Raw genomic sequence first — 25064 nt, 5'->3', positions numbered from 1 at the left:
AGGTCTTCCAGCTTATCAGTTAGAAGACCTATTTTGCTATTTATTTTCTCGCGCTTTTAACAAGCTAACGTATTGTTCTAAGGTTAAATTATGCTTAGTGATAAACGCCGCGCTCTTTTTACCCACGTAACGGAAATGCCACGACTCGTAATCAATTCCGGTCGATTTTTCGCCGTTTTTAGGAAAACGCAGGATAAACCCGTAATCAGCAGCGTGTTTGATCAGCCATTGTTGCCCCTTATTCTTATCTGAAGCGGACAATAATTGATTGTCATGGGCATTGAACCACTGGGTGTTCATGATATCCGCGGCTAAACCGGTCTCGTGTTCACTCTCACTTGGTGCTGCCACAAACTCTTTCGTCAACTTCAGCGCTTGCTTAGCAGACTTGCCTTCATTCTCATAAGTCTGAATCGACTGGTTCCAGACTTCTTGTTGATAAGCCACTGACCGGTAGCCCGAAACCATCGTGGTTGGGTAACCCGCCTTCTTGGCACCGGCTAAGAAAGCTTCTAACGGTTTCACGATTGAACTGCGAACCGCAATCCCATCAACATCCGACTTGCTGAACGTCATTTCAGCACGCTTATGCCACTTATTAACCAGCACTAGGTCACTATCCGAAGACTTAACACCCTTAGGAAGCGCACTGATCAGTTGTTGTCGCCGCGACTGCTGGCTAGTCTTCTGACTCGCAGTCGCCGTTTTAGCCTTATTCGTCGTCGCACCACAGCCACTTAACACGCCCGCTAACGCAACGAAGGCCAGCCCTTTCAATACTACTCTCTTTGTCATTTTCTCTCTCGCTGCCTTTCTCACTTAGGTTAGCATACCTCGCAAAGCCATAAGGTGTTACTAAAACTTTCTTCAATCTATCTTAACGAATTTGTAATAATTAAACTAGCAATTCGATAATAAAAAAGTATAAAAATCGTCTGCGACTAGACTAAAAAAGCCGTTCAGAAATATTGGCTATTTCTGAACGGCTTTTCTTAATTATGATCGTCGAAACGTGTGCTTTAACTAGTCATCATGATGAGTTTTCGTCAGATCAACTTTATCCAACGGAATCACCTTAGTTCGGTACCGAATCTTGTAGTAAGCGTACAGGATAATGAACAATGGGATACTCATATAAGTGATCCCGATTGCTTGCCAGTCTAACGTGGCAAAGGAATGCAGATCTTGTCCGATAATAACGATCACGCACAACAAGAATGCAAACCACGGGCCAAATGGGAACCACTTCGCATGGTAGCGAAGTTCACTCAATTGGTGACCCTGCTTCACAAAAGCTCGACGAAAACGCAGATGTGAAATGGCAATCCCTAACCAGGCAATAAACCCGGTCAAACCACTTGCTGAGACTAGGAAAATGTAAATTCGTTCACCAAAGAGGCTTGATAAGAAAGTTAACAGACCAATGACCGTCGTCCCTAACAAAGCCACGATTGGAATCCCGCGCCGGTTGACCCGACCAAAGGTTTTCGGTGCGTATCCTTGTAATGACAATGAATACAGCATCCGCGTTGAGGCGTACATCCCCGAGTTGGCTGCAGATAATACCGAGGTCAAGATAACGGCGTTCATCACACTCGCCGCAGCGGCTAAGCCCGCCCGCCTGAAGACTAAAGTAAACGGACTAATTGCAATATCCGTCGCCGATGACCCTAATAGATCTTTTGATGTATAAGGAATAATCGCGGCAATCACGAAGATCGCTAAAATGTAAAATAACAAAATCCGCCAAAAGACTTGTTTGATGGCCTTGGGAATACTCTTTTCCGGCGTTGCTGATTCGCCCGCCGTAATTCCGATTAATTCAGTCCCTTGGAATGAGAAACCAGCCACAACGAAGACGCTTAAAATCGTCGGAATCCCACCAACAAACGGCGCCTTCTTATAAGCAAAATTGGTTAAGCCGGTCGCGTGACCGCCCATAATACCAAAGATCGTCAAAACACCAACGACTAAGAAGATTAAAACGGTGACCACTTTAATTAGTGACAACCAGTATTCCGTTTCACCAAACGACCGTACTGACAACGCATTGATCGTAAAGATCAAAATCAACGCCACTAAACTAAAGACCCATCCCGGAATATTTGGTAACCAGAACTGCATGACAATTGCCGCGGTACTAATATCCACCGCCAACGTAATCGCCCAGTTAAACCAGTAGTTCCAGCCCATCGCAAATCCTAACGCTGGATCAACAAACCGCGTCGCGTACGTTGAAAACGACCCTGATACGGGTAAATAGGTCGCCATTTCACCGAGACTAGTCATTAAAAAGTAAACCATTATCCCAATACCAACGTAGGCCAGTAGCGCACCACCGGGCCCCGCCGTTGAAATTGCTGAACCGGATGCCACAAACAAGCCGGTCCCAATACTACCACCCAATGCAATCATGGATAAGTGCCGCGTTTGTAACGATCGGTGCACTTCCTGATGTTGTTCTTCTGCCATTGCAGAACCTCCAAAAAATCGATTTATATCTAAAAGTGTTCACACCGATTCAGGTAAGCTCAACCAAAATAAAAAAGTCCCTTTGCAAACTGCGCAAAAAGACTTTAATCAGATTGATTGACTAATGCTGATTTCATCGTCGATAGCGCCCCGCAACTATTCCAGCTGCGACAGTCCTTGATTTATTCAACCAAGGCCCAACGGACAAACCGGTCACCAGTTTGTCGATTTCGGCGGTCGTCCCTTTCACCAACGCTCGCAGACGGTGACCCGTCTCCCGCTGGTTACTGATGTTAACCGCATCCTCTTCTTTCGATATACTCAACCATTATACAAAACCCCAGTTGGTTTGACAACTGGGGTTGGTGATTCATTTTAATAAAATTGGTCAGGCAGCATGGTTTGACCCAGTGCTTTGTTGTCCGAGTAGTCGATTGGAATATCCACGACGACCGGGCCCTCTGTCTTGAACGCTTGGTCCAAGACTTGATCTAAATCTTCTGGTTTTTCCACACGAAGACCAGTAGCGCCAAAGCTTTCCGCGTATTTCACGAAATCAACCGGGCCAAATTTGACCGCGGCGTCTTCACCGTACTTCATTTCTTCTTGGAACTTAACCATGTCATAGGTGCCATCATTCCAGATCAAGTGCACGATGTTCAAGTTCATCCGCACGGCCGTTTCCAAGTCTTGCGAAGAAAATAGGAACCCACCGTCACCAGAAACTGAGACGATCTGCGTGTTTGGCCGAACTAACGCTGCGGCAATCGCCCAAGGCAACGCCACACCTAACGTTTGCATCCCGTTACTGAATAACAGGTGGCGTGGTTCATAACTCCGGAAATGGCGGGCCATCCAGATGTAATGGCTCCCAACGTCAACCGTCACGGTCATCTCGTCAGTCACCCGTTTTTGCAAGGCAGAAATAACGGATAACGGATGATTCAAGTCGGACTTTTGATCAATGTTGGGCACAAAGTCGCGGCTTTGTAACCGTTCCTGTAGACCATCAAGGTAAGTCTGTGAATCAGCACTTAAGTTATACCCGTTCATGTATGGTAATAAGAAATCAAGGGTTTGCGCAATGTCGCCCACAAGTTCCGTCTCTGGTTGGAAGTTATGGTCAATTTCAGAGCGCATGTCATCGATGACAACGATTCGAGCCTTGCCTTCAGCGTTCCAGTTCCGTGGTTCGTATTCGATTGGGTCGTAGCCCACGGCGATCACCAAGTCAGACTTTTTAAGCAACATATCCCCTGGCTGGTTCCGGAATAGCCCGACACGACCAAAGAAGTGGTGTGCTTCAAGGTCCCGTGAAATCACCCCGGCAGCTTGGAAAGTTTCAACAACTGGCAAGTTAGCCGCGGTCACCAAGTTACGGATGGCTTTCGTGACTTCTGGTGATGAAGCCCGCATCCCAACTAGCAAGACCGGTAACTTAGCCGCTTTTATTTTTTGAGCTAATAAAGTCGTTTCAACGGGACTCGCTGGTCCTAATTTAGGTGCTTGAAGTGGCGTAATGACTGGTGTGCGTACGACTGAATCAGTCACATCTTGTGGGATGCTGACAAAACTAGCCCCCTGCTTAGCAGCCGTTGCTTCTTGATAAGCGTTCGCAATGACTTCTGAGATGTTTTCAGGTTCTTGTACTTCAGCCGTATACTTCGTAATTGGTTTAAAGAGCGCAGCGTTATTCATGCTTTGATGCGTTAAACGGAGTAAGTCAGCCCGTTGCACTTGCCCAGAAATGGCCAAGACGGGATCACCTTCCGCCGTAGCGGTCACTAGCCCAGTAGCTAAGTTGCTGGCACCAGGACCAGACGTCGTCAGAACAACCCCTGGTTTACCCGTAATTCGCCCGATACCGGCCGCAATGAAAGCCGCGTTTTGTTCATGGCGAGTAACCACCATTTTGGGACTCTTAGGATTAACTGGGTGTTCAAGTCGTTCAAAAACCCGGTCAATCTTTGCGCCGGGAATCCCAAATACATATTTAACATCATGGTTGATCAGACTATCAACGATTGCGTCCGCACCATAGTATTTATTCTCTGCCATTTCTGTTTCCCCTATCTTCTATCTTTGTGAAAATCATTGTTAGAATACCATAAATAACGTTGTAATCATAGGAATTTAAAGCTTGTGAAAAAGTTTATAACTTGATAGTTCTGAAAAGATAAGCTAAACCTTGATAGGTCGAATCCAAGTCTAGTAAAACGCATACAATTCAACTTAACTTTGTGGGCCTGCTCACTTGTCCGCCCGTAACCGCGCCAAAATCGTATTTAATTGCGCCATTTTATCCTCTGACTGGTTGGTCCAATCCAGGACGGGAATCTCTTTAACGGCTAGCAGTTCCTTAATTAAGGTCGCAATCTTCTGTTGGTCTAAGAATTCCAGCCACAGCTGATCCGCTTGTGAAAAAATAGTGTTGACGACCTTTGTCCCCTCGTAAGCAACGGGTTCAACGTCTTTAAAGACCTGGTCAAAATAGCCGCGATCAGGAAACGTGTGTAACGTTCCTTCTATGGCTGACACCACGTCCTTAATGGAAATCTCTTCTGGTGATTTAGCCAAGTGGACCCCACCATTATTGCCACTACTCGATAACACGAGCCCGGCAACAACCAATTTACGAATAATTTTGCGAATATAACTAGCAGAGCCGCCGATCCGCTCGTGCAAGACATCGGCAGTCAGCGGTTTTTCTGGCTGCTGTGTCGCTAACAAAACAAGGACACAAGCAGCCTGTTCAAATGATTTAGCAAGTTGCATTTTGTTCATCCCCTAGCGTGGTCGCTAAGCCCACGCATTCATAAAACAATTCCGTTTGACCGGCTCCAAACGGCGCGTAGTCTGGATGCGTCACGGCATCGTATTGCCGAAACCCACCGTGCTCTAAGATTAACTTAGACGCACGGTTGTCCGCCAAACAACTCGCCGTGATTCGTCTTAATTTTAACTCATTAAAGCCATATTGTTGGATTAGACGCACGGCCGCCGTCATCATTCCACGGCGCCAATAATCCATATTCAACATGTAGCCCAGGTCCATTTGTCGCGGTGCCGGTTCTCCGTAACGGTTCATCCGCTCGTACAGGCCAACACTGCCGATTACTTTCCCCGTCGCAACTAGTTCGAGCGCAAAAACCTGAGGCAGGTTTAGCTGCTGTTTCAATAAGAAGCCAGCTTCGGTCACACTATGGGCGACCGTAAACCCAGCCGGTGTGGCAATCGCTTGATTAGCGACCAACTCATAGTAGTCCATCACGTCTGATGCCGTAAACGGCCTTAACCTGAGTTGTTCTCCCTGTGCTGTAACCGTAACCATTCCCATTTTTGTTCCACCCGTCTTGCGTTATAATAGTTATGTTAACCATATCAATTGAGGTGATTGCATGCAAGTTATTCAACAAAAATTAGCGGGCAGTTCTGCCCAATTAACCGGCTTTTTACACCAACCGGACGAAAATGCGCACCAAACGACCCTGCCGGCAATCATTATTGTTCCCGGTGGGTCGTATACCCACATTCCAACCGGTCAAGCCGAAACTTTAGCGATGGCCTTTGCTGGTCACGGCTACCAAGCATTCTACCTAGAATACACGTTGCTCGGCGACCAAACCCCATTGGAACTGGCACCAGTCCTCGACTTAGGACGCGCCTTTCAGCTGATCCACGAAAAAGCGGACGCTTGGCATATCGATACTGACCAGATTACACCGGCTGGTTTCAGTGTCGGGGGTCACGTGGTTGCGCTGTACAACGACTATTGGTCAACTAAGGTCGCTGATCAATTAGCCGTTGCACCCGCAACCTTGCGTCCACAACAAGTCATTTTAGGCTACCCGGTCATTAGTCCTAACTTAGGATTTCCTAAGGACGCTGCGGCCATAACCAATTGGAGTGGCACTCCGGACTTAATTGCCGCGGAAATGCACGTTAGCGCCGACAACCAACCAACGTTTATCTGGGTAACCGCTGACGATCCAATCGTTCCGGCAACCAATTCATTAGCGTACGCCACGGCGTTAGCCCAGGCCAAAATTCCTTACGAGCTCCACGTTTTCAAACACGGGCCGCACGGGTTAGCACTAGCTAATGAACAGACTGCGTGGAAGGCCGATGCTGATCAGCCCCACGCCGCTCACTGGCTAACGTTGGCTTTAGAATGGTTGCGTTCCAACCAGATTTAAAAATGGCATCAAAAAAGGAGACTCATTGCGAGTCTCCTTTTATATTGCGATTAAATTAGTAAATTGACTTTATAAATAAGAACGATAGAATAGCTTCCACTGTAGCAAGTGCCGTGCCCACAAGACGTAGAACCACTCCATAACTTGGGCCCACGTCCACGCTAGTAAGACCGCGCCAATCGTATCGGTTGGGTAATGTGCGGATAAGTATACCCGTGAAAAGATGACTAACAATAGCCACACGATGCTACCCCACTTCACAATTTGTGCGGTGCGAAAGCTAGGCAATTCCGGAACAACAAAGATTAACACGACACTAACTAGGACGAACGTTCCCAAAACATGCCCACTCGGGAAGCTGTACCCCGTATCAGCTGCCAAGTGATTGATGGGCCGAACCCGCGCAATCAAGTGTTTGGCAATTGCCCCAAGTACCATGGCACCCGCCATATAGCAAAGCGACCAGGCGGCTTGAATCTTGTACTTAAATCCATACATTAAAAATGACAGGATCACCAACCACACCACGTCTTTCATTGGTGAAGCAATCCAACTAACCACTTTATAAAAGGCGACAAAGAACCCACTGTTACTAACCTGCACTAGCGAAGTTGTCCCGGCATCGAACAAGTCAATGCCAATCGCACCAGCACTAATAAAATAACTGAGGTAAGCAAACAAAATGACGCCAATGACAAACTTGATCGGCCGGCTACGCGACTTATCGATCATCAAAACAAGAACCCCCATTAATATTAAAATTAGTAAAATTATACCATAATCCAGTAATTGACCGAGCAAAACCTTAATATCTGGTGGGCTGAACATTAAAAAAAACCAAAGAAATCACGATTTCCGCACTATTTCTTCTAAAAACCGGTATGATTAAACACGGAATTTAGAACGCGGGGATGAAAGGTTACGTGGATTCAGTTCCCGTCAGCCCCAAAAAATGCTAAACTTAGGTAAAGTTTTTCTACATTACCATTGGAGGAAGAGTTCATGGAAGATATGCCAAGTCGTTCAGAATTGCATCGCGATGAACACCGGGGCAATGGCCCCAAGGGAAAAGGCCCTAAAAAGGGACATCCCGTTCGCAATACAATTTTAATTATTATTGCCGTGTTATTGGTTGGGACCGGGGCTTTTGCAGCTCGAACCTACTTTAACGCTCGTAAAGCTGCTAACACAGCTTTCAATAGTAGTGGTATCAAAAAATCACGGAATACGAGTGCCGTTTTAAACGGCAAAAAGCCAGTATCGATCCTATTATTAGGTACTGATACCGGTGCGCTTGGCCGGGACTATAAAGGCCGGACCGATACAATCATCTTGGCCACTATCAACCCCAAGACAAAGACAACAACGTTAGTGAGCCTACCGCGTGACTCAGAAGTTGCCGTTTCTGGTTTTGAGCAAGACTTTCCGACTAAGCTAAACGCGGCCTATGCTTACGGTAGTGCCGGGACAACGATTACGACCATTCAAAAATGGTTAAACGTTCCAATTGACTACTACGCCTTGATCAACATGGGTGGTATGAAGAAAGTTGTCAATGAAATCGGCGGCGTCGACATTACACCGATCAGAACGTTTACTTACGAAGGTTACCATTACACGAAGGGCGTTAAGACCCACATGAATGGTGACAAAGCCTTACAATACTCACGGATGCGTTATCAAGATCCATTAGGTGATTACGGCCGGCAACAACGGCAACGTCAGTTAATCACGGCCATTCTGGGTGAAAGTACTAGTGCCTCAAACTTGTTAAAACAAGATTTCTTACAGTCATTAGCTAAACAAACGAGAACCGATTTAACGTTTAGTAACCTAACTAGCCTCTTCTCAAATTACCGGGTTGCAACTAAGAACGTGGTTTCCGACCACGCCCAAGGTAACGGTAAGATGATTAGCGGTCAGTCCTTCGAAGTCGTTCCTCAAACAGAAAAGCAACGTGTTACCAACGTTCTTCGTAAGTCCTTGGACCTCAAGGCAGCCACTACTGGCGAACGTTTCGCTAACCAAAACTAAACAGGTCTCTAAGCCATCTGCAATCATGCGGGTGGTTTTTTTATGCCCAATAAAAAACACGCCGCATCACCGACGTGTTTTTGCTAACTGCTTTTTAAATTAATTGCTGCTCAAAATGCTATTCGATGTGCGCGCGTCGCCACTGGAGCATGCAAAACGCGATCAACCGGTTAAGGAGTTCTGCCAATAAGAACCCCAACGCAATGGCACCCGTAATCATAATGACCTGCAACGTGAACCCGACCGCTTGCCGGTACTGGCCCAATGCAAAGTTACGCACCATTTGGTAAGCCTGGCTCCCCGGCACAAAGGAAACTAAGCTCGGAATGTTAAAAATAATTGCTGGCATCTTTTTATAATGGGCTGCCACACTACTCAGCACGCCGATTCCGAGTGACCCGATGAGGCTACCAAAAACGACGCCACCGTCGAACGCTTGCACGATCAGGTAGCCGCCCCACGTCAGCGTTCCAATCCAGCCCGCCACGTTGAGCGCTTGGTGCGGAATATTAATAATTAGGCCGAACCCTAGAACGGCAACGTAGGCCAAAATCAGTTGTCCAATAATTCCCATTAGTCCGTCCTCCTAAAATAACGTGATTACAACGGCAATGCCAAATCCGAGCGCCGCCGCACTAATCAACGCTTCCACCCCACGTGCCGGACCACTCACAAAGTTTCCGGCCAAGGTATCGCGAACTGCATTGGTCAGTGGGACACCGGGTACTAACGGCATCAACGCGCCAATAATAATATCATTCACGTTCGTTCCCCAACCGATCTGGACGGCCCATTCGGCACCAAACCCAATCATCAAAGCCGCAACTAGTTCACTCAAAAATTTGATCTTTAAGTAACGGTTCAATAAGTAAAAAATCAGGTAACCAAGCGTTCCCATCACCACCGTTGGCCAAGTATTCGTAATTTCTTGACGGAACATGATCATTAGCGGCCCGCTAACTAGCGCCGCCCCCACTAATTGTAACCATAATGGGAATGACCGCGATGCCTGATCCAGCGTGCTGAGACGATGGTGCAACGTTGGCAAGTCAATCGCGTTTGCCGCGAATTCCCGTGACAGCTGATTAACCTGCGCCACTTTCTCGAGATCAATCGTGCGTTTTGTCACCGCCGCAATCTGAGTCGCATTCCGGCCCTGAATCGACATCATGACCCCAGTAATCGTCACGTACGTATTTGCCGAAATGACACCCGCATTTTGCGCAATCCGCATCATCGTATCATCCACCCGCGAAATTTCTGAGCCATTTTCAACCATGATCCGGCCAGCCTGTAAACAAGTCGTAATAATCAATTCATCCGCAGTCATTCGACCACCCCTTATTTTCACCGATATTCTTCAAAACTATTCCTAGTATCTACGAAAGGGCTATCAAATGTCAATCACGCCCCTTGGTTAACAATCCAGCCAATCATTGCAAAATCTGTGGACACAAAAAACCGGCAACGGAAATTGCTTTCCATTGCCGGTTCGATTTAGCCATTTAAGCTTTTAAATTACGCTTTAGTAACGTTAACAGCTTGTGGGCCACGATCGCTTTCTTCAACGTCGAAGTTTACAGCTTGGCCTTCGTCAAGTGACTTGAAGCCGTCTTCTTGGATAGCTGAGAAATGTACGAATACATCGCTACCGTTTTCGCGAGTGATAAAACCAAAACCTTTATCGGCGTTAAACCATTTAACTGTTCCATGTTCCATAATAAAAAATCCTCCTAGTGCTTTTTGCACGTATAAAATAATGTAAATCATGATTCGGTGCAAATGGGGATAGTTTATTGAAACGATCTGACCAAAATTACCTAACCAAGCTACATGAGTAATTGTAGCATATTGTTGCTAAAAAAGGTACCCAATCCCCAGTATTTCCTAAAATACTTTATGTCGCGATAAATAAAACAGAATAACTAGCACCGTCATGAAAATTTTGTTCAGGACGACGCGAATATTTCATTTTATTTTACAAACACGTTATGGGCGGCTTTGTAACTAACCGGAATCTGCTGACCAGTCGCTTTAACTTCAATCGTGACGGGGCCTTCAAAGGGATCGTGCTTGACCACCGTGACCTGCTGACCAATTTGCAATGCAATGTCATGCAAATACATCAATAAGTCATGGTTATCAATAAAGCGTTCGATCGACACTTCTGCGCCGTCTTCCGTGTCAGCCAAGCTCGTATGACTGTCTTCTTGGTAATGACCATCTTTATCTGGAATGGCGCCACCGTGCGGACAGTGCTTGGGGTTACCCAAAAAGGCTTCTAAGGAATCCACTAGCCGCTCACTCGTGACGTGTTCCAAAACTTCCGCTTCCGAATGGACGTCTGGCAAACCGTAGTTCAACTTATCAACTAAGAAATCTTCCCAGATGCGGTGCTTACGAACTAGGGTCTCCGCGTAACGGATACCCTTCTTAGTCAGCGAGATCCCAGCGTAAGGCGTATGCTTAGCCAAGCCTTCCTGCACTAATTTACCAACCATTTCCGTTACGGAACCGGCTGCGATGTCTAAGCTCAGTGCAATCTGCTTGTTGGACACCTTTTTCTTCGTACCACCAAGTTCGAAAATAATTTTTAAGTAATCTTCCTTCATGGGGGTCATGAATATACTTCACCTCAACTAAATATTTACGTCTCGACTCTTATCTTCAACGCTAATTCCACTATGTTACTACAACCAACACGAACCTACCACTAGTAACCAAAATAAGGTCCGGTAAAATTTTGTAAATCACGACTAATCGTGTCATAATTAAATTGTAGCGCAAACCAGTCAATTTGGTTACACTTACCGTAATTTATTTGGGACCGTGCTTCAATACTAAGGAGGAACCGCATCGTGAACAATGATGCTCAATTATCAATTACCCAACTTAATGAGAGTTTACAGCGTAAGGCCGTAGAAGATTTCGCTAAATTCTACATGGGACTTTTCGATGTTAACAACCTCGAACTGATGTCCAACTATGACGTGGTCAAATACATGACCGACATCAACGAACATCTGACCTATGGCCGCTACATGACCAAAAAGCAACGACTAGCCGATAGCGTCAGCTTTTCGTTTACCGATTACCTCAGCATGATTGATCAACTCGATCAAAAGTACTTCGAAAACGGTAATCCGGCCACTGCCTGGAATGAATGGTACGCCACTCACTTCTTACAGCTCGCTAATTCATAATTAACCACATTATATTGATCAATTGAGCCTCGGCCAACGCCGAAGCTTTTTTTGTGGTCTCATAACCAACGCAAGCGCTGCGTACCCTATAGCAAAGGACCCAAGCTTTCCCGCATCACTTGGGCCCCACTGGTAAGTATCATCACCGGGCGATTGAATACTACTACTAGTTTCAATTACACGTTGTTTTTATGCACGATTTCTACCCGGTTAGACCGGGTTTCTTCAGCGCTGCTTCGCGCTCTGTTGTAAATCCTCTTACAAAGTTAAACTTCAAAACACGACCAACATGACAACGGTCAATCCAGCCATAAGATCGATTGACGAGCGGGAAACTTGAATGCCCAAATGACTGACCGACACTTACCGACTTAAATCTACCATTAATTAACCGTTTTCACAAGTTTGAAGTCGGGCATGCCCAACTTATTTCACTGGATACACCCGATAATGGGGCTTTTCATCCTTAATGAAACAATACAATTCCTGCTGGTGATCTTCATCAAAATACCCCAATTTGATCATATGATGACCGTCGCGTTCTTCCATCCCCTGAAACGCACTCATCATAAAAATCCGCATCATTTCCATCTGCGCCCCGTGTTCATCAGCCCGCTGTGCAGCGGCCGCTAGCGTAAAACCTTCGTCCAGCATCATTTTAATGAAATGGACCCGCATCAACGTTCCGTACGAATACCGATGAACCGCATTTTTTTCAACTGCTTTAATACTGTGAATATAAGCTTTTTGTTCCCAGTAACGAAGCTGGGTCTGCGAAACGCCCGTCATCTTGGCGAGATCACTAATGCCAACCGTAAACTGGTGTTTATGAATTTGGGCTTTAAACTTTTTAAAAAACGCTGCGTCTTGATTGTTCACATTTTTACCCCTTTTCTAATGATTTCAGTATTCAGTATATAATTTTTGATATTAATGTCAAGTTTGTTGACAAAGATACAAAATCCGATTATATTAGACAACGTACATTTTTAGAGAGAAGGGATCTACTTGTCAACAACTGTTGATACGCATGGCAAACCCTACAAGCGCGGTTTGCTGATTGCAATTTTACTGATTGGTACTTTTTGTACCGTTCTTAATCAAACGATTTTAACGACGGCCTTTCCAACTTTAATGAAGGCATTCGACATTACAACGTCGACCGTCCAATGGTTAACGACCGGCTTTATGCTGGTCAACGGGATCATGATTCCCGTTAGTGCCTGGCTTAGTTCCCGTTTTTCCACGAAATGGCTCTACTTATCAGCCATGACGATCTTCGAAATCGGGACTGTGATTGCTTGGACCGCCCCTAGCTTTGCTTTCTTATTAGCTGGCCGTTTAATCCAAGCCGTTGGAGTCGGGGTCACCATGCCACTGCTTCAAACCATTATGTTAACAATTTTTCCCGCCGATAAACGTGGCGCTGCCATGGGGACGGCCGGAATTGTTATTGGGCTTGCACCAGCGATTGGACCAACCTTGTCCGGGTGGGTCATTGATAACCTATCATGGCGTGACTTATTTGGTCTAATCGTTCCTATCGTTGGCTTAGTCCTCATTCTAGGATTCTTCTTTATGGCTGACGTTTTGGAGACCGCTAAACCAAAATTAGATTTCTGGTCACTCGTGCTCTCCACCATTGGATTTGGGAGCCTATTATACGGGTTCTCATCCGTTGGTGATAATGGCTGGACTTCCACCATCGTGCTTTCCACCCTTATTATCGGGGTCATTTTCATTGCCCTGTTCATCTGGCGTCAATTAACAATGAAAAACCCATTCCTTGAATTACGGGTCTTCAAGCACTCTGAATTTACGATTGCGGCAATTTTGAGTTCCGTTGCTAACATGGCAATGGTCGGTGCCGAAATGGTCATTCCACTTTACTTACAAATTATTCACGGCTTTTCCGCCTTTGAATCCGGCCTCTCACTATTAGCCGGTGCCTTGATGATGGGGATTATGAGCCCAATTACTGGTCGTGCCTTTGACCGTTTCGGGGCCCGCCGCTTATCCATCTTAGGGATGTTCCTGTTAACGGTCGGAACGTTACCATTCGTCTTCATTACGCGTGATACCGCAACGATCTACATTGTCTTCCTGTACGCGTTACGGATGTTTGGGATTGCGATGGTGATGATGCCTGCGACGACTGCCGGGATGAACGCCCTTCCCGTTGACTTAATGGGTCACGGAACCGCTGTTAACAACACGACGCGTCAAATTGCTAGCTCCATTGGGACGGCCATCTTGACCTCCGTCTTATCCAACGTCACCACCAGTGCCGAACCAGCACACAGTATGCTTAAGAGCAACCCACTCGGTTACAAGGACAGCTACTTTAACGCAACGTTAGGTGGTTACCACGCCGCTTTCTGGGTTGCGGTAGCATTCTGTGTCATCGGACTCGTTGTCGCCTTCTTCATGAAGGACAAGCAACATTCCGTTAAACCCGTCACTGAGGAGGTGCATGACTAATGATTTTAGTTCTCTTAGTTTTTAGTACGATTGCGCTGTTCCTATCATTTATTTACGTTCATCGCAAGTCGTTACGTCTGACTTTAACCGTCATCTTTGGTCTGTTACTTCTGACGTCGTTAGTCTTCATTTCTGAAAATGACGGCCAGCACTATGGCATGGTCAAAACGACGACCACCAAGACGACCACGTTAGCCTCCGCGGGTAGTAGTAAGCAAATGGACTTGTTACTCTATCAATCCGTTGGAACGGCTGACAAACACCGTGTTTACATTTACAAGAACACGGCGAGCCAAAAGAAGGTTCAGCACACTAAGGCTGACACCAAGGTTGCCAATCACGTTAAGACCACGACTAGTACACCAAAACTGGTCACCAAAACAACCCGTTGGACTTATCAAAGTAACGCCGCAAAGTTCTGGTTCGGGCTTGCCGACAACGATAACCAACTCGTTAAACGAACCAATTACTTTTACGTCAATAAAAACTGGGTCGTTCTTAGCACAACTCAAGCTAAAGCATTCAGTAAGCTGATGAAACAGCAACAAGCAACGCTTAAAGCACGCGCTAAAGTTTACGTTCAAAATCAGGTCAAGGCCGCAATGGTCAAGAACCCGACCATGAGCCAAGCGCAGATTGCTAAGATCAGCAAGGCCGCTGCCGCGCAATACCAGGCTAACGCCATCCAAAGTATGCTCGCCACGGTCAAACAGAACCAATAATCGCATCTCATCAAAAGAACCGCCCATCGTTATTGAATGGGCGGTTCTTTTATTACCAACTATTGAGCGGCTAATCATCACGCAACCAAGTGAATTAATCAACTAAGGGTTTAAAGTCATTAAACACCTGACACCAACAAATTCAGTAAATTTTTCGCTTCCGGCCACCCATGATTTCACCTACCGCGGCGACCGGACTAAGCCTGAGAAACGGTCTTAGTCCTCGCTTGCAAGCCGCAACCCCACGTCTCGCAAGACGTCGGTGGCGTAAACCGGAAGAACACCGGTCAACGCCACTTTCGCGGCAGATTCATCATGGCCGACCTCCAGCTAAGGTGATCTTTCTGCGAAAATTGATTCAGCTTGTTTTTAACCAATCCTAGCGCAGCCGGCAGAACCAGTGGGCAGTGTCGGTCATGTCGCTTTGCATACACTGCCAGGCGACATGGCGGGGCGTCTTGAAAGACTTGGGCTTTAGGCTTTCAAGCGAGGTGGAAGCCCGTACTCTGGCTGTAGCCGACCCCACAGCCCGCTGATTCTGTCCGGCGGAGCGATGGAGAATCCTGTTTTTACCATTAACCTTTGATATGATCTATTTTAATGCTTTCAGACTTTAGTTCACCAATCAAAAACGGTTTTTCCGGAAGCATCCTTCCAGAAAAACCGTTTTTTGATAGCGTTAAAATTAGTTGGTCGCACACTGTTCGCACAGTGGCATTAAATCCTTTAAGTCCTCAACGGAGGAGCCATTTTCTAAGAAGCAATTGACCATATCTAGCCAATATTGATCGTCCTCACTAAAGACCGCGTGAGTATCCTTGCAAGGCAGTAATCCTGCCTGCGTATAAGTAACGATTTTATCAGCAGCGACCCCGCTTTGGGCTGCTAATTGTTCCAGAGTCATTTTCCCGTACCATTTGTCCTTTCAAAAAATCAATGTGCTTATGTTACGCCCGCTGGTTTTGAAATGCAAGCAACAATTTCATGACGGCAAAATTAGATTTCAATGATAATAATCTTCATTATTTTCACCAATAAGTGTAAACTATAATCTATTAACTTTTTTATTGGTCGTTTGGAGGTACACTATGGATTCAAGTCTTACGTTTAAAAGCGGGATCAAAGACGTCATTCCCACCGTGTTCGGATACATTGGGGTCGGTCTAGCAATGGGCATCGTGGCTAATACAAGCCACCTTTCCGTACTGGCCGTCCTACTAATGTCTCTGATCGTATACGCTGGTTCCGCGCAATTTATTATTATCAGTATGCTGCTTGCGGGTAGCCCGGTTTCAGCCATTGTTCTCTCAACCTTTCTAATTAATTCACGCATGATTCTCATGAGTATGTCGATTGCGCAATATTTTAAAAAGGATTCACTGATGCAAAACATCGGGTTGGGTTCCCTACTGACTGATGAGACCTTCGCGCTCAGCATGAATAAGGTCAACTTGACACACCAACGACTCAAGCCGACCTGGTTGCACGCCGCTAACGTCGTCGCCTACCTCGTGTGGGCGGCTGCAACGGTCGTCGGTTGTTTGTTAGGAAACCTAATTACCGACCCCAACCAGTTTGGACTCGATTTTGCGGTCGTGGGGATGTTTATCGGGTTACTATACCTCCAAATCATTACGGACCGTAGCAAGCCCCTGACGACCCAACTGTTGGTCGTTCTATTCGTCGCAATTGCCATGTACTTTTTGATGCGCTTTTTCCCGGGAAATATTGCGTTATTACTGGCCACCCTACTCGGCTGTAGTTTTGGAATGGTGGTGAGTCCAAAGTGAGCACCTACATTTTAGTTACGATCCTGCTCTGCGGGCTGGTGACGTGGCTATCCCGCGTCGTGCCGTTTGCCATCATTAAAAATATGTCGATTCCGCACTGGTTGATCAGCTTCCTCTCCTTCGTTCCGGTCGCCATCATGACGGCCATCTTCGTTGAGAGCCTATTAACGTACCACGCTGGGCACTGGCCGGGATTCAACCTGCCTAATATTTACGCATCAATTCCAGCCATCCTAGCCGGCGTTCTCACTAAGAGCTTGCTCGCCGTCGTCATTACCGGCGTCGTTGCCATGGCACTGATGCGCTTAATTGGCTGGGCATAATCCGTTCTCACGGTCGCATGTTATCAGCGACATCCGGACTAGGTCCATAAACACTAATTTTTATTAGCTAGATTTACATCAAAAAGCCGGTATTTCAGCGAATGAAATACCGGCTTTTACGATTATCTTTTTAAGGCAATTTAAAGCTTGAAAGTTAAATTTACGGATTGATTACTGTTGTATCAGTATTTAGACTCATACAAATTAACTACTTATGAGTTAGCCCGGTTATCCGATAGTAAAACTATTTTGAGCGCAGTCGGGTAGTGTTGATGTGCTGTGTCGGCAAAATTGGCAGGTGTTTCTTCTCTGCCAATTTTGCGGGGCGATTCAAAGACGTGGGCTGTCGGCTTTGAATCGAGGCGCCAGACCGCACTCCGGCTGGGGCCGTCCCCCATAGCACATCAGGACTACCCGACGGAGCGGATAATTTAAGAATAACTATCGCTATTGTTGTGGTGTTAATAGCGGCTTTAGACTTTTCAACCTTTAAATGTCAATCTAATCAATCTTGTTGATCGACCCGTTTCGAATGGTTGAAGTGCCGGTTTAAAAAGTAAAACGGCACGGCGATAACTAGACATCCCAGTCCCATGATCAACTGGAACGCGGATGCTTTGGACAAGAGCCATAAGCTCACCACGACCGCGACAATTGGCAGTACCGGCCCAAATGGCACCCGAAAACGGCTCCCACCTGGCGTCATCTTCCGGCGCCGGAAGACTAGTACGGCTAAAATCGTCGGGATATACTGTGCAAATCGGGAGACCACCGAAATAGCTGCCAACGTTTGAAACGTCCCTGAAATAGCCAGTGGCACGGCGATGACAAATGAAACTAACATTGCGACGGCTGGAACACCACGGCGGTTACGGTACCCGACGACCTTAGGCATGACCCCGTTATCCGCCATCGACGATCCGATTCGGGGCAAGTAAAATGACTGCGCAGTCGCAATCCCCAAGATGGAGACTAGCGTGCCGACCGCAACGATCGTCTTTCCAACTGGTCCAATCATTTTTTCTAATCCGGCTTGAATTGGTGCTGGATTGCCCGCTAAGTGGGACCCTAAGACCCCAATCGACACGACTTGAATCAGAATATAAAGTAACGCAACCACACTGAGCACGACCACAATGGCGAGTGGAATCGTTCGCTGTGGGTTATGGAACTCCTGCGCGGCGATGGCAATGGCCTCAAACCCAGTAAACGCGTAAAAAATTAAAATTGCAGCGGAACCAAATGCGCTATTGAAGTTCGTGGTTGTGACTACAAACGGCGTAAAGTGCGCGCCGTTAATAAAGAATAACCCAACAATGACAAACAAAACTAACGGAACGAGCTTGGCGATTGTCACCACGTTATTGACTAACTTAGTTAACGTCACCCCGGAAATGTTGATTAAAGTCAGCGTACCTAACAAGACAAAGATCGTGACTGCTTTCCATACTGGCTGCTGGACGACCGGAAAAATTGCACCTAGCGCCGTCGCAAAGGCCGTTGACATCGTGGCCCACGCAATAATACTGATGGCCCAAACACTGAATCCGACCTCGTAACCAACAAAGTCACCAAACGCTGACTTCGCGTAAAGATACGGTCCCCCGTTTGCCTTAAAATACGTCGCGTCTTCTGCGTAACATAACGCAATCGAAATAATGAGCAACATATCAAAAATAAAGACTAAAATACTTGCGGGACCAATCAGGCCTTCCGCTTGTCCGGGCAGGAGAAAAATTCCTGACCCAATAATTGAATTAATTCCTAACAAAATAACACTTAACATGCCAAACTTGGCTTTCAACACTATCATCTCTCTCTTCTTTTGCCACGATTCTATTATTAACGAATCTCCGTTAGCTGGCAAATTTAACGAACGCACTTCGCCCTACTGGAAGGGTTACTTTTGACCCTTGCCCCATAAAAACTTAATCAACGTCTGATCAACTTGTGGATTTTCGTGCAGCTTACTGTGACGCGCTAACTTACCTGTGAATCGTTTTTCCCGATAGGACTTGGCGCGCGGCGCAACCAAATATTTCAACGCTAGTGACGACACGTTCGGTACCGTCCCGTCCGTATGTCCACCGATGTCACCATATAAATTTAAAACGGCAACCTGCTTTGCCGGTAATACTTGGCGCAGCTTCGTCATCTGCCGATACGTGGCGTTCATTTTATTGGGACGACCGTTTGCAGCGAGCTTTAATCCAGCTGGTTGTTGCACGCTTTTCGGAACCCCTTTGAAGTTCAGCCCCGCAAAGTGCCCCGCAATGTTGACTTGTTTCCGTAGCTTAGGTAACCGGCGATTCTGACTATTTTGTAATGAGTAATAAATCAACGAAATGTTGCCTAGTGAGTGTCCCACCATGTTGAAGGACGTGAAGTGGTACTGCTTTTGCAACGCCACAACGACATTTTTAGCCCACCGGCCGTGTTGATTAAAGTTCAATTCCCGATTATTGGCGTAATTTACCTCCACAATTGGGTTAACGGCGCCTTTTTTGATTCGCCCCACTAATTTTACCTGACCGTTCTTTGCGACCATCGCACGGATGACCGTATTAGTCGCACCGGCCTTTTTTGCCGCATCCACCATGTGTTCTTCGGCGTGGTAGCTACTACCCCCACCGTGGAAAAATAGTGTTGGGCGATTCGTGTGAACCACGTTACTAGCCACTTGTTGCCGCCCACAACCACTCAAACCTACAGCAACCAATAAGAGTAGTCCAAGCCACCCCAATTTCATTTTTAGACGCATTGCCGTCCCTCCTCTGATTAACTGTCCTTAACTATACAGCCTTCAAGTAAGGCGAACACAAGCCTAAATTTCAAAAAAGTTGGAATTGTTAGTAACAGTGTACGACGAGGCCATCAGTTAATAAGCCTTTCAATTAAATAGCCAAAGTTGCAGCGACTTGCCGCTCGCCCTAAGATGCTATCTACAAAGGGGGCGACTAGTTATGAAAATCCTAAAATCATTTCTAAGTAGTTACTTTCGCGTTTTGCTATTTTACATTGTCGCGATGTACTTAGTCACCGCCCCGCCAACGGGACCCTTCAGATTCAAGTGGACGCTCTTCAACGTTTTACTGACCGCTTCCTATAGCTTATTTTACCCGGCATTAATTTATCTTTTCCCGCACTTCAAGAAACCCCGCTTAGTCTTAACTTCAGTAGGTACTAAAGCCTTACGTCAAGGCATCCAAGACGATCGTGACAGTGGCCGTGGTTACCGCAACAGTATCAACCCAGTTGCTAGCCGTGAACGTCTATTAATGGAAAAAGAAACCAAGGACGGCCTAATGACTTCGGAACTCTCATTTTTCATCCAGGGCGGCCTGCTGCTAGTTGCCATTCCAGTTTTAGTCGGTACCCTCTTGTTTCATTTAATAAAAAAGCACATTAAAAACGGTTCAAAAAAACCACCAGTCCAAAATTCAACTGGTGGTTCGTCTGTTTAGTTTAAATTAGTTGGCCAGAATCTTAGTACCAGCCGTTTGATTGCCAGAAACTTTGTGCTGCGGACCATGAGCCATAACGACTGGCAACATAGTTTTCAGCTACGCGTTCTTGGTTGGCAGCGGAATAGTCACCGTTCAAGTATGATGAACTTAATTGGTACTTCCCGATGTATTGGCCATTACGAGCAGTGTATGAACCGCCGGATTCCTTGTTAGCAATCCATGCTTTAGCGGCACTGTCACCATTAGTATTAGCTGCAGGAGCTGCGGGTGCAGCCGGTGCTTGTTGTACCGGTGCAGCTGATTGTACGGGAGCCTGTGAAGCAGCTGCTGATTGTGGTGCTTGGCTTTGAACAGGTGCCTGTGAAGCTGCGGCCGATTGTGGTGCTTGGCTTTGAACGGGTGCTTGTGAAGCGGCAGCTGATTGTGGTGCTGCGGATTGCGCTTGTACGTTGACAGTTGAAGTTGGCGTTACACCATTGATTTCTAATTGTTGGCCAACGTAAATCAAGTTAACGTTCTTTAACGCGTTAGCTTTTTCGATGGCAGAAATCGTCGTGTTATGAGTTTCAGCAAGGGAACTTACCGTGTCGCCAGCTTTAACCGTGATGGTGTCGGCATTTGCAGCGGTAGCCCCTAAAACTAGCAAACTAGCTGCGGCGGCAGTTGATAATAATAAACTCTTGATCTTCATAATATAAATTCTTCACTCCTGTGGTTTTGTATTTAGTAATCTGTAGCACTACACCCAGTGGGTTGCAGTACTTAACAACACGAGTTAGTATACCGACCGAATGTAACAGCCCAATAGCAACCGGATTACTATTTTGGCCAATTTCTGTAATATATCGAGGATTTCGTAATATTTTGTAACATTAAGCCCGGGATTGGTTGGGTACGTTAGTTTAGATTAACTCAAGAAATCCGCATTCTTTTCCCATGAAACCGCTCTAAAGTGGCGCCCGTGGCTTTATCTTATGTGCTAAAGCAAGTATAATGATGGGAGCATATTTAGTTTTCGTTAGCCTTAATGTTCAATTGGATTAACACAATTTAATTCGGTAAGAAACCATTACAATTATCCAAACTGCTTTACTTCAAGATTGTAATTGGGTAAATTGACAGCGGACCACTAAGTATTCTATAAGATAAGTATTTTAACCATTCAAACTTTAAAGATTGAGAGATGAACATACATGTGCGGTTTTGCTGGTTGCTTAACTGATCGGACGAAGACGGATAACGCCGCTTACGATCAGACCATCCACGAAATGACGAAAATGATTGTCCATCGGGGACCCGATGACGATGGTTACTTTGCCGACGACAACATTACCATGGGGTTTCGGCGTTTAAGTATCATTGACTTGGCCGGTGGACATCAACCATTGTCTTACGATAATGAACGTTACTGGATGACATTTAATGGGGAAATTTATAACTACGTTGAATTGCGCGCGCAATTAAAACAAGAAGGTTATGAATTCAAGACCAACTCCGACTCTGAGGTTATTCTTGGCATGTATGCCAAATACAAGGAAAACGCCACGAAGTATCTCCGTGGGATGTTTGCCTTTGTTATTTGGGATAAACAGGAAAAGACCCTGTTTGCGGCTCGGGACCAATTTGGGATCAAGCCGTTTTACTACGCCGTCTCTGGTGACGACTTCTACTACGCTTCTGAAAGTAAGAGTATCTATAAGATCTTGAAGGATAAAACGTTTGATAAGAACGCCTTACAAGATTACATGACCTTCCAGTTCGTACCAGAACCAGAAACACTGACTAAACAAATTAAAATGCTCGAACCGGGCTGCTCACTAACTAAGAAGTTAGGTTCAGCACCACGGATCGAACGCTACTATCACCGTGAATTCCATCCCGTTAAACGTTCTGAGGACGAATACGCCCAAAAGATTAAGGATGCTTTGATTGATTCCGTTAAGATTCACATGCGTTCCGACGTCCCAGTTGGTTCCTTCCTATCTGGTGGGATCGATTCCTCGATCATCGTGGCCATCGCTAAAAACTTTAACCCGAACCTTCAAACCATTTCCGTTGGTTTTGAACGCGAAGGCTACAGCGAATTAGACGTCGCCCAAGAAACCGCTGAAAAGCTCGGTGTGGAAAACTTCAGTATGACGATTACGCCAGAAGCCTTTATGAAGGCCTTCCCACACTTCGTTTGGAGTATGGATGATCCGTTGGCTGACCCGGCCGCTGTGCCGCAGTACTTCCTAGCTAAAGAAGCTGTTAAGCACGTTAAGGTTGCTTTGACCGGTGAAGGCGCCGACGAATTATTCGGTGGGTACACGATTTACCACGAACCCGAATCATTGAAACCATTCCGCTACACGAAGCCAATCAACGGTGCCTTGAAGCGAATCGCAACGATGATGCCAGAAGGAATGCGCGGCCGGTCATTCTTAATGCGTGGGACCACGCCATTAGAAAATCGCTACGTTGGTAACGCCTTTATCTTTGGTGAACAAGAAAAACAATTGTTCATGAAAGATTACAATCGCAACCATCCCTTCCAGTCAATTACGCACCCATTCTACGACGAATCAGCGGACTACGATCCAATTAGCCGGATGCAATTTATCGATATGCATACTTGGCTTAACGGTGACTTGTTGCACAACGCTGACCGGACAACAATGGCGCACAGTTTAGAATTACGGACACCATTTGTGGACCGCGAAGTTTACAACTTGGCTGCCGAGATTCCAGCTGATTTACGGATCAGCCACGGCACAACGAAGTACATTTTACGGAAAGCCGTTGAGGACATCGTTCCCGCCCACGTCTTGCACCGTAAGAAGCTAGGCTTCCCAGTGCCAATTCGTTTCTGGCTTAAAGATGAAATGTACGATTGGGCTAAGCAGATTATTAACGACTCACAAACGGACCAGTACTTTGATAAATCTTACTTCTTGAAGTTATTAGACGACCACAAAGCTGGTCTTCGCGATAACTCCCGGAAACTCTGGACCGTTTTGACGTTCATGATGTGGCACAAGATCTACGTTGAAAGTGACCACTTGATGGATAGCCCTGAAGCCAACGCCCTAGCATCAAAGGTTGAGGAGTAACACCCGATGGAAATTATTGTACAAAAATTCGGCGGCACTTCCGTCAAGGACATGGCCGCACGTAAACAAGCCTTAAAACACGTGCAGTACGCGGTCGACCAAGGTGACAAAGTAATCGTTGTCGTTTCCGCAATTGGTCGTAAGGGGGCGCCCTACGCAACCGACTCATTGCTCGGTTTAGTCGGTGCGGACCAGTCCCGACTCACTAATCGGGAATTAGATATGCTCGTTTCAGTTGGTGAAACGATTTCGACGGCGGTCTTTACCGAACTCGCTCGTGAACAAGGCCTTAACGTGACGGCCATGACCGGGCACGACGCGGGGATTGTCACCAATGACGATTATCAAAACGCAAAAATTTTGCGCGTTGATCCTAAACCAATTAAAGACGCCTTCGTCGACGCCGACGTGGTTGTCGTAACTGGTTTTCAAGGCGCAACCGAAAATGGTCACATCACAACGATTGGTCGCGGTGGTTCCGATACTTCCGCTGCCATTCTCGGTGCGGCTTTACACGCTAAACGGGTCGATATCTTTACCGACGTTAACGGCATGATGACGGCTGACCCCCGCTTGGTCACCCACGCGCGCTTCATCAAGAGTATCAGTTATGAAGAGCTCGCCAACATGGCCCACGAAGGTGCGAAAGTGATTCATCCCCGCGCGGTTGAAATTGCTGAGCAGGCCCACGTTCCAATGCGGATTCGGTCCACTTATCAAGAACCGGACGCCCTCGGAACGTTAGTCAGTGACCGCACAACGACAAAGATCGAACACTACCGGACCGTTACCGGGATCGCGCACCAAACTGATTTAACTCAGTTTACCGTGCCAACCGATACGTTAAGTTCGAGCGAAATCTTCCAGTTGATGGCGCAACACGGGTTGAGCGTTGATTTTATCAACATCACGCAACACCAAGTTGTCTTCAACTTAGTGGACGGCGACGCGACCGTTGCCAAAGACTTACTCGCAAACGCCCACGTCACCTGTCAGGTCATTGATCACTGTGCCAAGGTTTCAGTCGTTGGCGCCGGTATCACTGGGACACCCGGTGTAACGGCTCGCATTGTGACGGCCTTGAGTACGCAAAACATTGACATTTTACAATCGACTGACAGTTACACCACGATTTGGGTGTTAGTCAAAGAAGCCGATTTAAAACCAGCCATGAACGCGTTACATGACGAATTTTTAGGCATTGAATAACTCATATTAATGAAGTGAAGGCGCATCTTACTGAATCAGTAATGTGCGCCTTCGCTTTATTTTTATTCAACTAAC

General features: G+C 46.4%; 25 protein-coding genes and 1 riboswitch. Of the genes, 10 read left to right on the top strand and 15 right to left on the bottom strand.

Features of this window, described 5'->3' with window-relative positions:
• Window positions 1-36 precede the first annotated feature (36 nt).
• The 5 genes from AAA939_RS04850 to AAA939_RS04830 form a co-directional block, all read right to left on the bottom strand.
• Window positions 37-795, bottom strand: coding sequence for a M15 family metallopeptidase (locus tag AAA939_RS04850; RefSeq protein ID WP_338207967.1), 759 nt, complete (start codon window positions 793-795; stop codon window positions 37-39).
• A gap of 228 nt (window positions 796-1023) precedes the next feature.
• Window positions 1024-2472 (bottom strand): amino acid permease, encoded by a 1449-nt coding sequence (locus tag AAA939_RS04845; RefSeq protein ID WP_338207966.1) that lies wholly within the window; start codon window positions 2470-2472, stop codon window positions 1024-1026.
• 135 nt (window positions 2473-2607) lie between these two features.
• A riboswitch (Lysine riboswitch) is annotated at window positions 2608-2789 on the bottom strand.
• 58 nt (window positions 2790-2847) lie between these two features.
• Complete coding sequence (alsS, locus tag AAA939_RS04840) at window positions 2848-4530, bottom strand: acetolactate synthase AlsS (protein ID WP_338207965.1); 1683 nt, start codon at window positions 4528-4530, stop codon at window positions 2848-2850.
• A gap of 192 nt (window positions 4531-4722) precedes the next feature.
• On the bottom strand, window positions 4723-5247 hold the full coding sequence (locus AAA939_RS04835; protein ID WP_057706114.1) for an RrF2 family transcriptional regulator: 525 nt from the start codon (window positions 5245-5247) through the stop codon (window positions 4723-4725).
• A complete protein-coding gene (locus AAA939_RS04830; protein ID WP_338207964.1) occupies window positions 5234-5809 on the bottom strand; it encodes a GNAT family N-acetyltransferase in 576 nt (191 codons plus the stop codon). The genes AAA939_RS04835 and AAA939_RS04830 overlap by 14 nt, the downstream gene beginning before the upstream one ends.
• Before the next feature lie 61 nt (window positions 5810-5870).
• Between AAA939_RS04830 and AAA939_RS04825 the strand changes: the two genes are divergently transcribed.
• On the top strand, window positions 5871-6668 hold the full coding sequence (locus AAA939_RS04825; protein ID WP_338207963.1) for a lp_1002 family arylesterase: 798 nt from the start codon (window positions 5871-5873) through the stop codon (window positions 6666-6668).
• A 69-nt stretch (window positions 6669-6737) separates the two neighbouring features.
• On the opposite strand, the gene AAA939_RS04820 is transcribed toward AAA939_RS04825, so the two are convergent.
• Window positions 6738-7400 (bottom strand): phosphatase PAP2 family protein, encoded by a 663-nt coding sequence (locus AAA939_RS04820; protein WP_338208022.1) that lies wholly within the window; start codon window positions 7398-7400, stop codon window positions 6738-6740.
• 270 nt (window positions 7401-7670) lie between these two features.
• On the opposite strand from AAA939_RS04820, the gene AAA939_RS04815 reads away from it, so the two are divergent.
• Window positions 7671-8702 (top strand): LCP family glycopolymer transferase, encoded by a 1032-nt coding sequence (locus tag AAA939_RS04815; protein ID WP_338207962.1) that lies wholly within the window; start codon window positions 7671-7673, stop codon window positions 8700-8702.
• 118 nt (window positions 8703-8820) lie between these two features.
• Here the strand turns inward: AAA939_RS04815 and AAA939_RS04810 are convergent, their stop codons facing one another.
• The 4 genes from AAA939_RS04810 to AAA939_RS04795 all read right to left on the bottom strand — a co-directional run bounded on the left by AAA939_RS04810 (window position 8821) and on the right by AAA939_RS04795 (window position 11323).
• A complete protein-coding gene (locus tag AAA939_RS04810) occupies window positions 8821-9276 on the bottom strand; it encodes a threonine/serine exporter family protein (protein WP_338207961.1) in 456 nt (151 codons plus the stop codon).
• A gap of 12 nt (window positions 9277-9288) precedes the next feature.
• Window positions 9289-10032 (bottom strand): threonine/serine exporter family protein, encoded by a 744-nt coding sequence (locus AAA939_RS04805; protein ID WP_338207960.1) that lies wholly within the window; start codon window positions 10030-10032, stop codon window positions 9289-9291.
• A 188-nt stretch (window positions 10033-10220) separates the two neighbouring features.
• A complete protein-coding gene (locus AAA939_RS04800; RefSeq protein WP_003641227.1) occupies window positions 10221-10421 on the bottom strand; it encodes a cold-shock protein in 201 nt (66 codons plus the stop codon).
• 254 nt (window positions 10422-10675) lie between these two features.
• Window positions 10676-11323 carry a metal-dependent transcriptional regulator gene (locus tag AAA939_RS04795; RefSeq protein WP_057705115.1) on the bottom strand — a complete coding sequence of 216 codons (648 nt, stop codon included), beginning with the start codon at window positions 11321-11323 and terminating at the stop codon, window positions 10676-10678.
• Window positions 11324-11560: 237 nt separating this feature from the next.
• On the opposite strand from AAA939_RS04795, the gene AAA939_RS04790 reads away from it, so the two are divergent.
• Complete coding sequence (locus AAA939_RS04790) at window positions 11561-11905, top strand: hypothetical protein (RefSeq protein WP_338207959.1); 345 nt, start codon at window positions 11561-11563, stop codon at window positions 11903-11905.
• Between the two features lie 426 nt (window positions 11906-12331).
• Here AAA939_RS04790 and AAA939_RS04785 read toward each other — a convergent pair whose 3' ends face one another.
• The gene (locus AAA939_RS04785) at window positions 12332-12784 is read right to left on the bottom strand and encodes a MerR family transcriptional regulator (RefSeq protein ID WP_338207958.1); all 453 of its coding nucleotides are present in this window, start codon (window positions 12782-12784) and stop codon (window positions 12332-12334) included.
• Between the two features lie 129 nt (window positions 12785-12913).
• On the opposite strand from AAA939_RS04785, the gene AAA939_RS04780 reads away from it, so the two are divergent.
• Window positions 12914-14386 carry an MDR family MFS transporter gene (locus tag AAA939_RS04780; protein WP_338207957.1) on the top strand — a complete coding sequence of 491 codons (1473 nt, stop codon included), beginning with the start codon at window positions 12914-12916 and terminating at the stop codon, window positions 14384-14386.
• Window positions 14386-15108, top strand: coding sequence for a DUF4811 domain-containing protein (locus AAA939_RS04775; RefSeq protein WP_338207956.1), 723 nt, complete (start codon window positions 14386-14388; stop codon window positions 15106-15108). Before AAA939_RS04780 ends, AAA939_RS04775 begins: the two co-directional genes overlap by 1 nt.
• A gap of 685 nt (window positions 15109-15793) precedes the next feature.
• Here the strand turns inward: AAA939_RS04775 and AAA939_RS04770 are convergent.
• On the bottom strand, window positions 15794-16012 hold the full coding sequence (locus AAA939_RS04770; protein WP_338207955.1) for a helix-turn-helix domain-containing protein: 219 nt from the start codon (window positions 16010-16012) through the stop codon (window positions 15794-15796).
• A 184-nt stretch (window positions 16013-16196) separates the two neighbouring features.
• Here AAA939_RS04770 and AAA939_RS04765 point away from each other — a divergent pair, with 184 nt between their 5' ends.
• Window positions 16197-16898, top strand: coding sequence for an AzlC family ABC transporter permease (locus AAA939_RS04765; RefSeq protein WP_338207954.1), 702 nt, complete (start codon window positions 16197-16199; stop codon window positions 16896-16898).
• Window positions 16895-17221 (top strand): AzlD domain-containing protein, encoded by a 327-nt coding sequence (locus tag AAA939_RS04760; protein WP_338207953.1) that lies wholly within the window; start codon window positions 16895-16897, stop codon window positions 17219-17221. Before AAA939_RS04765 ends, AAA939_RS04760 begins: the two co-directional genes overlap by 4 nt.
• 505 nt (window positions 17222-17726) lie before the next feature.
• Here the strand turns inward: AAA939_RS04760 and AAA939_RS04755 are convergent.
• Both AAA939_RS04755 and AAA939_RS04750 read right to left on the bottom strand, forming a co-directional pair.
• Complete coding sequence (locus AAA939_RS04755; protein ID WP_338207952.1) at window positions 17727-19034, bottom strand: APC family permease; 1308 nt, start codon at window positions 19032-19034, stop codon at window positions 17727-17729.
• Window positions 19035-19121: 87 nt separating this feature from the next.
• Window positions 19122-19970: an alpha/beta hydrolase gene (locus AAA939_RS04750; protein WP_338208021.1), complete on the bottom strand. Its 849-nt coding sequence runs from the start codon at window positions 19968-19970 to the stop codon at window positions 19122-19124.
• A 214-nt stretch (window positions 19971-20184) separates the two neighbouring features.
• On the opposite strand from AAA939_RS04750, the gene AAA939_RS04745 reads away from it, so the two are divergent.
• Window positions 20185-20685: a hypothetical protein gene (locus AAA939_RS04745; RefSeq protein ID WP_338207951.1), complete on the top strand. Its 501-nt coding sequence runs from the start codon at window positions 20185-20187 to the stop codon at window positions 20683-20685.
• 22 nt (window positions 20686-20707) lie between these two features.
• On the opposite strand, the gene apf is transcribed toward AAA939_RS04745, so the two are convergent.
• Window positions 20708-21379 (bottom strand): aggregation-promoting factor, encoded by a 672-nt coding sequence (gene apf, locus AAA939_RS04740; protein ID WP_338230521.1) that lies wholly within the window; start codon window positions 21377-21379, stop codon window positions 20708-20710.
• Window positions 21380-21881: 502 nt separating this feature from the next.
• Between apf and asnB the strand changes: the two genes are divergently transcribed.
• Together asnB and dapG are read left to right on the top strand one after the other, a co-directional pair.
• The gene (gene asnB, locus AAA939_RS04735; protein ID WP_338207949.1) at window positions 21882-23780 is read left to right on the top strand and encodes an asparagine synthase (glutamine-hydrolyzing); all 1899 of its coding nucleotides are present in this window, start codon (window positions 21882-21884) and stop codon (window positions 23778-23780) included.
• A 6-nt stretch (window positions 23781-23786) separates the two neighbouring features.
• Entirely contained in the window at window positions 23787-24989 is a 1203-nt protein-coding gene (gene dapG, locus AAA939_RS04730; RefSeq protein WP_338207948.1) for an aspartate kinase, read from the top strand.
• The last annotated feature ends 75 nt before the right edge of the window (window positions 24990-25064 follow it).

Source organism: Lactiplantibacillus paraxiangfangensis (assembly GCF_036246185.1).
Taxonomy (GTDB): Bacteria; Bacillota; Bacilli; order Lactobacillales; family Lactobacillaceae; genus Lactiplantibacillus; species Lactiplantibacillus paraxiangfangensis.
The sequence above is the reverse complement of the archived record's forward strand: the minus strand, read 5'-3'. Positions and strand labels throughout refer to the sequence as shown.